The sequence below is a fragment of the Corynebacterium yonathiae genome (assembly GCF_027570195.1).
GTDB lineage: Bacteria > Actinomycetota > Actinomycetes > Mycobacteriales > Mycobacteriaceae > Corynebacterium > Corynebacterium yonathiae.
This window is the reverse complement of record NZ_JAKMUZ010000034.1, coordinates 1-4,020: the sequence shown is the minus strand read 5'-3', so window position 1 is coordinate 4,020 and position 4,020 is coordinate 1. Positions and strand designations below refer to the sequence as shown.

5 protein-coding genes and 1 pseudogene are annotated in these 4,020 nt (G+C 55.3%); all 6 read right to left on the bottom strand.

Translation table 11 applies throughout. The annotated features are described in order from the left end of the window. Positions 1 to 333: 333 nt before the first annotated feature. The 6 genes and pseudogenes from L8V22_RS11485 to L8V22_RS11730 all read right to left on the bottom strand — a co-directional run bounded on the left by L8V22_RS11485 (position 334) and on the right by L8V22_RS11730 (position 3,999). Complete coding sequence (locus tag L8V22_RS11485; protein ID WP_269966555.1) at positions 334 to 864, bottom strand: DnaB-like helicase N-terminal domain-containing protein; 531 nt, start codon at positions 862 to 864, stop codon at positions 334 to 336. A 25-nt stretch (positions 865 to 889) separates the two neighbouring features. Then, a complete protein-coding gene (locus L8V22_RS11480; RefSeq protein ID WP_011116989.1) occupies positions 890 to 1,318 on the bottom strand; it encodes a hypothetical protein in 429 nt (142 codons plus the stop codon). A gap of 23 nt (positions 1,319 to 1,341) precedes the next feature. Next, complete coding sequence (locus tag L8V22_RS11475) at positions 1,342 to 1,968, bottom strand: ParA family protein (RefSeq protein WP_011116990.1); 627 nt, start codon at positions 1,966 to 1,968, stop codon at positions 1,342 to 1,344. A 447-nt stretch (positions 1,969 to 2,415) separates the two neighbouring features. After that, positions 2,416 to 2,833: pseudogene (locus L8V22_RS11470) on the bottom strand (transposase family protein); the annotation flags it as partial. 164 nt (positions 2,834 to 2,997) lie between these two features. Further along, positions 2,998 to 3,852, bottom strand: coding sequence for a 23S ribosomal RNA methyltransferase Erm (gene erm / locus L8V22_RS11465; RefSeq protein ID WP_005390949.1), 855 nt, complete (start codon positions 3,850 to 3,852; stop codon positions 2,998 to 3,000). Positions 3,853 to 3,951: 99 nt separating this feature from the next. Then, positions 3,952 to 3,999, bottom strand: a complete 48-nt coding sequence (locus tag L8V22_RS11730) for an erythromycin resistance leader peptide (protein ID WP_011116968.1) — start codon at positions 3,997 to 3,999, stop codon at positions 3,952 to 3,954. Positions 4,000 to 4,020: the final 21 nt, after the last annotated feature.

The window sequence follows — 4,020 nt, the reverse complement described above, 5'->3', positions numbered from 1 at the left end:
CCACTAGTTGTTGGCAACTGATTTCTCAGTCCAACTAATGGGGAGCAGTTCATTCGGGGCGCGCGGGAGCGGTTTATGCCGCGAAAGTTCTTGACCGTAGCCACAGGCGGGTTAAGCTGCCGAAGGCGGAGATGAAAGCGTATCTGCCGAAACGGACACTGGTTGCGGCGTGTGGCTGTGTGGCTGGTCTTTCACGGTGGTGTTGGGGGTTGTTTTCCACGGGAGTTGCGCTCGGGTGCGCGGTGGGGTGGTCAGGCCATGATTGAAGGTCGTGGAAATTCCCGCAGCGAAGCGAGGAAATTGGAGCGAAGGCCACCGTGGGGTGGGTGTGGTTTAGTGGCGCTCTTGCGGGGTGTCTTTGTGATTGCGGTAGTAGCGGTCTTTAATGCGGCGTTGTTTTTTACCTTCTTTTACTAGCAGTGGGTAGAGGTCTTTTTCTGGTGCGGTGTGCGCCTGGCGGTTAAGGCGTTCGACCATGTGGCGGTATTGGCGGCGATACGAGTTGGAGGCTACGGCTTCGGCGTAGTCGGTTATTTTCGGCGGTATGTGCTCTAGGTTGGTGAGCATGGTGATAAGTCCGTCGATGTTATCGGTGAGTATGCCGGATTGGTCGCCTTCGGCGTGTAGGGCTGTGCGCACGCTGGCGGGGTCGTAGGGTCTGCCGCTTTTGAGTTGTTGGCTGATGGTGGCAAAGATTGCGGCGTAGTCGGTGGAGTAGAAGTCGGCGGGGGTGAGTGTTTGTGTCAGGTTTACCGCTTGGGTGGTGTCGCGGTTCCAGAGCAGGGCTGCGATAAGTAGCGCTTCGGGGTCTTCGCGCGGGTCGTTGTCTGCGTGGTCGGCGATGTGGGGAGTCTCGTGGGACATGGTGGCTCCTTGGTGTCGCGGGTGGTTATCCTTCCCAGCCGGTTTGTTGAGCCCAGGAGGAGATGAGCTGGTCGGCGATGGAGGCTCCATACTTGCTGCGGATTTTTTGCATGGCCTTCAGGGTGTCTTTGGGGATGTAGACGGTGGTGGTGCGGGTGAGCTCGTCGGTGTTGTAGGTCGCGTCTGCGGGCTGGTAGTCCGCGCCGTGGTCGGTGATTAGTTCCCAGGCTTCTAGAAGTTGGCGGTAGATAGGGGTGCTGGTTTCTGCCCAGTTTCTGCGTAGTTCTTTGTAGATGGAGTAGGGCAGGTTGACGGTGGTGCGGTGGGGCTTTTCTTTCTTGGTGGCCTTTGTGACCTTGGTGGTATTAAGTCCGGTGTCTTTGGTGAGGGTGGGTTTTCCTTGGGCGTCGGTTTGCTTCTTTTTCGGGCGTGCCAGTCCTGGGGTGTCGTTCATGGTTGCTCCTTTTTAAGGTGTGGTTAGTTGGTGATTTGGGCGATGATTTTGTCAAAGATTGCGGGATAGCCGTGTAGTTCTTTGGCGCTGTTGCGGGGCCAGTGTCCGAATTGGCGGTCGAAGTAGGCGCGGGATTCTACGCCGGGCCAAATGACTGGGATTCCTTCGTCTTCAAGGACTTTCCGGGCGCGGTCGGCAGTGCTTTTGCGCTTGTCCCAGATGGTGGGCAGTACGGCGTAGTGTTTGCCTTCTGGAATGACGTCGATGATTTTCCAGGTTTGTGCCATATCCGTGTGGGTGCCGGTGGTGGGAATGACGACGAAGTCTGAGTTTTCGATGATGAGTTCAGACATGCTGTGATTGCTGGGTGGGCCGTCGATGATGACAAGGTCGTCGCTGTATTTTTTTACCTTGCGCGCGAGGATTCCTCGGTTGACGGCTTCGACTTCGACGTCAACGTGGGGGGCGTTGGGGTTTTCTTCGAAGGCGTCGTTGGCGTATTCGATCCATTCGGAGGCGGTGCCTTGTTCGGCGTCGGCGTCGAGGACGTGGACGGTGTATCCACGGTAGGCGGCGACGGCGGCGAGGTTGATTGCGCTGGTGGTTTTTCCGGTTCCGCCTTTGGCGTTGAGGCAGGAAATTACGGGCATGGCTGCTCCTTTTAGGTGTCGAGTGTTGTGTTCTCAAAGTGTCCTTTGAGCTGTGGGTTTCATATTAGCATATGTTCTGCCATATGTTAAGCCATATGCTTAAACATATGTCTTGGCATATGTTTAATTGGGAGCTTTGATTTTACGTCTCACGTGGGAGTTTGTTGCTTTTTTCGGCTACGTTTTCTACGATCAATCGTGTCGAGTGTTTAACTGATTCCTTTCGGTTATTCCGACGTCTCGGGGATGCCCGAGACAAGCTCCCGGGGATGCCTGGGAGCTTTTTTATGTCCAAAGCAAGATTGCACGCGTGGGGATTGAGGGTGTGAATCCCACTGTCGTGGGTTTGATGAGGTAGTCGATGTTGCGGAAGCTTTGGCATCGGCGTGCGTTGTGCTCCGTACGTTGTTTCAAAAACGGGTTTCATCAAACGGAACAAAACCTGGGACACTTCATATCCCACCCCAGGCCTAATGACTTGGGTGCAGCGGCAACGCTCATCCGATTTAGGCAGAGTCGTTGCAGGATCCAGTGGGTCACCTGGTCCGTGGTCTTTGAATTGTCGGGCGCGCAGGCAAGGCCAGCACGGAAGATCTTCTGCAAGCAACGCTTGTTGGTGCACCGGTAGCGTGGAAGGCGCACATGAAGTTGTTGGGTGGCCGACGATGGGCAGATCGACCAGGCTGCGGATGACGTGGTCGCGGAATACTCCAGGCTGCCCGCAGGTAGGGCATTCATTGATCGGCTCGACGGGTTCGGCTTCAATAACAGTGACGTCACCGTTTTCTGTGGCACCGGTGATAGTAGTTCCTAGTTTTGCGGTGCGGCAGATGGTATCGACGATGACATTTCCGTTAGGCTGCACAGTAGGTCCTTAGTTTTGTACGGATGGATTAGATACCTTTTTCCTACAAAGCCAAGGACCCCAATATCTTGTGCCACGCCCGAACCCCCGGCGAACTAATCAATGCACTCTAAAACCGGAAGAGCCCTTTTAGTACTACTGGTGGATTTCGGTTTTGGTGGGGATTAACGCCGCCGGCTTCGGTTTTTCCGTTGAGGAGGTCGTTGACTACTTCCCGATGGTGAAATGGGTCGATGGTGAGGTAGAGAGGAACCAGTCACCTGGAAGAGATCGATCCAGTCGTTGGTGTGCAATCTGGGAGGTAGGGTCGCGGGGTCGATTCCTCGCGAGCGCAACCATGATTGTGTTTCTGAACGTGATGAAAACAACCCTGCCCTTCGGAGAATTTCCCCTATCCCGCGTCCCCGGGCAGTGAAAACGGTGTGCACCATCGCCTGAAAGGCTTTGCGCTGCTCTATCGGAATCTTCGGGTCACCCACCCGGCGGATCACTAAGATCCCCCCGTCAACGTTTGGCTGTGGCCGGAAAGCAGTCCTTGGTACCCGAGAACCCAGGTGAAATGTGAACCATGGGGACCACTGAGCCGTCATCATCGTGCTTGCGCCTACCCCGGCCCGGCGGCGAGCGACTTCCCACTGCATGAGGAGTACAGCGTCAGTCCATGCTGGCGCATGCAGCAACTTTCGAAGAATGGCAGTGGTGAGGTGAAAGGGAATGTTTCCCACAATGACGCAGGGAGTGGCGGGTAACCGGAAGTTAAGGAAATCATCATGGACCACTTCGACCGCCGCCGAGGAGGTTTCTTGTGTGATTTTGGCAGCTAGTTTTGCGTCCACTTCAACTGCCGTTATCGCCCTCCCCAAGTGGGCCATCGGGTGAGTGAGGGCACCGCTTCCTGGTCCGATCTCAATGATGGGGCCGGAGGTTTGTTTCACAAGGTCGATGATGGAGTTGATGATCTTGTGGTTGGTGAGAAAATTTTGGCCATGCTCGTGACGGCCGTGTCCGTATGCAGACATCAGGTGTGCTCCTTGGATTTGAAAGGGAGCCGGGCATGACAAATAGCCGCCCGGCTAAAGGACCGGAGCGGTTTTTAACCTACGGGGTAGGAAACCGCCTTAGCGGTTGGTGCGCAACCGCAAGAAAGCGGTACCTGAAATCAACATGGGTCTAATTATATCCATTTA

Excerpts from the sequence above, each read along its gene's own strand:
- erm (WP_005390949.1), bottom strand. The coding sequence starts at position 3,852 with ATGTCTGCATACGGACACGGCCGTCACGAGCATGGCCAAAATTTTCTC.
- L8V22_RS11475 (WP_011116990.1), bottom strand. The coding sequence starts at position 1,968 with ATGCCCGTAATTTCCTGCCTCAACGCCAAAGGCGGAACCGGAAAAACC.
- L8V22_RS11480 (WP_011116989.1), bottom strand. The coding sequence starts at position 1,318 with ATGAACGACACCCCAGGACTGGCACGCCCGAAAAAGAAGCAAACCGAC.
- L8V22_RS11485 (WP_269966555.1), bottom strand. The coding sequence starts at position 864 with ATGTCCCACGAGACTCCCCACATCGCCGACCACGCAGACAACGACCCG.